The 2,920-nt window shown below is 44.2% G+C and carries 4 protein-coding genes; all 4 read right to left on the minus strand.

What is annotated here, in order from left to right; all coding sequences use genetic code 11:
- On the minus strand, positions 1 to 396 hold a 396-nt coding region (locus PAN06_RS13640), incomplete at its 3' end, for an NAD(P)/FAD-dependent oxidoreductase (RefSeq protein WP_269796597.1).
- A gap of 137 nt (positions 397 to 533) precedes the next feature.
- Positions 534 to 1,247 (minus strand): D/L-lactic acid transporter LarD, encoded by a 714-nt coding sequence (gene larD / locus PAN06_RS13645; protein ID WP_269796594.1) that lies wholly within the window; start codon positions 1,245 to 1,247, stop codon positions 534 to 536.
- Positions 1,248 to 1,267: 20 nt separating this feature from the next.
- Complete coding sequence (gene larC / locus PAN06_RS13650; protein WP_269796595.1) at positions 1,268 to 2,599, minus strand: nickel pincer cofactor biosynthesis protein LarC; 1,332 nt, start codon at positions 2,597 to 2,599, stop codon at positions 1,268 to 1,270.
- Positions 2,599 to 2,920, minus strand: a 322-nt coding sequence (locus PAN06_RS13655) for an AIR carboxylase family protein (RefSeq protein WP_269796596.1), incomplete at its 5' end; no start/stop codon positions are given. The genes PAN06_RS13655 and larC, both read right to left, overlap by 1 nt.

Below are 2,920 nucleotides of genomic sequence, written 5' to 3' on the forward strand. Positions count from 1 at the left end.
GCAGTTGTTCATTAGACTAGCACCAAGCTCAAGGATATTATTTTCTAAGGCTTGAATAATGGTGCGAGATTGATCACTAGCAGGAAAGACCCGGCCATGATCTTCGACTTTCAGCTTGACGCCATTATCGGTGAAAAATTGGATGATATCATGGTTATCAAATTGGGAAAACACACTGTAAAGGAAACGGCCATTTCCAGGGATACCGGCCATCAAATCGTCTAAGGTCCCGTTGTTCGTAACATTACAGCGGCCTCCTCCGGTACCAGCGAGTTTCTTACCGAGCCTTTTATTTTTTTCGATCAGTAGCGTAGCTTGGCCATAAGAGGCACTGGCAATGGTCGCCATCATACCTGCCGGGCCACCACCGATGACAATGGTGTGAAAGTGAGTCATATCGATCTTCCTTCTCTTGTTTCTTTCATGATTTGCTTTGTCCATTATATCATTTTATGGCTGGCTTCGGAAAATGAAGGGATCAAAAAAACAAGCACCCGCGGATGCTTGTTTTTTTCATAGGATTGATCTTCCGATTACATGATTCCGAGGAAGTGACGGATGAAGAAGAAGGCAAGGACAGCACCAACAAATGGAGCAGTACCTGGTACAAGAAGACCATATTGCCAGTCGTTGTTTACTTTATCTTTGATTGGCAAGATTTGGTAAGCGAAACGAGGTCCAAGGTCACGCGCTTGGTTCATGGCGAAACCTGTAGTACCACCAAGACCCATACCGATAGCCCAAACGATCAAACCAACAGTGAATGGAAGCATTGCTTCGTTGGCGTGTTCAGCAGCCATGATAGATGTCAAGAAGATAAATGTTGCGAACGCTTCGACGAAGTAGTTACGTGGAAGGTTACGGCAGTTAGGGTTTGTAGAGAAGATGTTACGGATAGCAACACCATCAATTTGACCTTCAGAAATCTTGAAGTGATCTGCATACATAAAGTAAGCAATGACTGCTCCAAGGAAGGCACCGATGAATTCAGCGATTGCGATTGGGAAGAATTGAGCGATTGTCAATTTACCAAGAAGGACTTTAAGCAAAGCCATAGCAGGGTTCATTGAAACGCCGCCAAAGACGAACAAGCAGACAGTGATACCGAATGCCCATGTTGTGATCGCGAATAAGTGTCCAGTTCCAGCATATTTTGTTTTCTTCAAAACGTCGTCACAGTGTACGCCAACCCCGAAGATAATCATCAAAGCTGTACTCATAACTTCTGCAAGTAATTGATGTGTCATGTTAATAAATGTCTCCTAAATTAATAAATGTATTTTTGTAATTGGTGATAAACCTCTTGAATCGACAACTGCATCTCCGTAGCAATACGCTGACAGTCTTCGTATTCAAGCGTCTTCTTAGTGATGGATCCGTACTGATTGATTTTAACCGTAACGGTTCCAAATTCCGTATCGATTTGTTCAAACCGACGTTGCATGACCTTGCGGTCAACTTGTTGGTATCGAAAACCAATGGTACTGGTTTCTTTGAACAAGAGGGTTGAAAAATCTTCCAACTGACTTCCTTGAATCAAGAGAATCAACTCAAAGCCAGGGCGATTCTTTTTCATTACGACGCTACGATAGTAGACATCTAAAGCTCCAGCATCCAGGAAACGGTGGATAATATAACCGAGTTGCTCTGGAGTTTGATCATCGATCGTAGTAGTGATCTCAACGATTTGATCTTCCGTGCGATGAACAACAGTGGTGCTGTGAGAGGTGTCTTCTTTCAATAGCGAACCGCGTAAAGCATTGAATTTTCCAGTCTCTCTTTTACCAAATCCATAGCCCACACTTTCGATAGAAAGGTGAGAGGGGATTGGTTCAAAGATTGGGGACAATGCTTTAAGGAGGGCTAACCCTGTTGGAGTAATCAACTCCGTTTTGACTGTGAAGTCTTGAGTAATCGGAATAGTCGTTCCTTTTCTCAATTGCATCACAGCGGGAACCGGAACAGGCATTTCTCCATGGGCAACTGAAATGGTCCCACTTCCCTCAGTGAGAGGAGTGGAGTAAACTGTATCGATACCGAGCGATTCCACTAGGATGAAAAAGCTAACGATGTCGACGATGGAGTCAATTGCTCCAATTTCATGGAAATGAATCTGTTCGACAGGCATGTTATGCACAGCTGCTTCGGCCTTTGCGATATCAAGAAAAACTTCCAGACTTTTTTGTTTTACAAAAGGACTCAACTGTGAAGCGGCAATTAAACCGTGGATATCCGCATAACTGCGAGCATCCGCATGGGAATGGTCATGATGATGTTCGTGATCATGATGATGTTCGTGATCATGATGATGTTCGTGATCATGATGATGTTCGTGATCGTGATGATGTTCATGATCGTGATCATGATCAAAATCACCTTCAATCCCCGTATCTTTCTCCCCGTGGTGAAGGTGAACATCGAAATCAGTTCCCCAAATTGCGCTTTTTGCGACGCGATGAACGTGGAGGTGAAAACCATCCACTCCCAGTTTTTCGAGTTCTGTGTGAAGAAGTTCGACATCTGCCCCAAGGTCCACAAGAAGACCGTTGAGCATATCGCCACTTATTCCAGAAAAAGGTTCTAAAAATAGACTGGTCATCAGTTTTCCTTTCGATTGTGGTTGAGTCGATTGATCATACATGCTGAATAAGCTGCACCAAATCCGTTATCAATATTGACGACGGTGACTCCAGAAGCACAAGAGGTCAACATACTCATCAAGGTCGTTAGCCCTTGAAGGTTGCTTCCGTATCCAACACTAGTCGGAACGGCAATCACAGGCACATTCACAAGACCTCCAACAACGCTGACAAGAGCTCCTTCCATACCAGCGATCACGATGATCACACTGGCTTTTTGGATCTCTTCTAAGCGGTTGAAGAGGCGATGGATGCCGGCGACTCCCACATCATAGATTCGG

Source organism: Streptococcus sp. SM3, assembly GCF_027497875.1.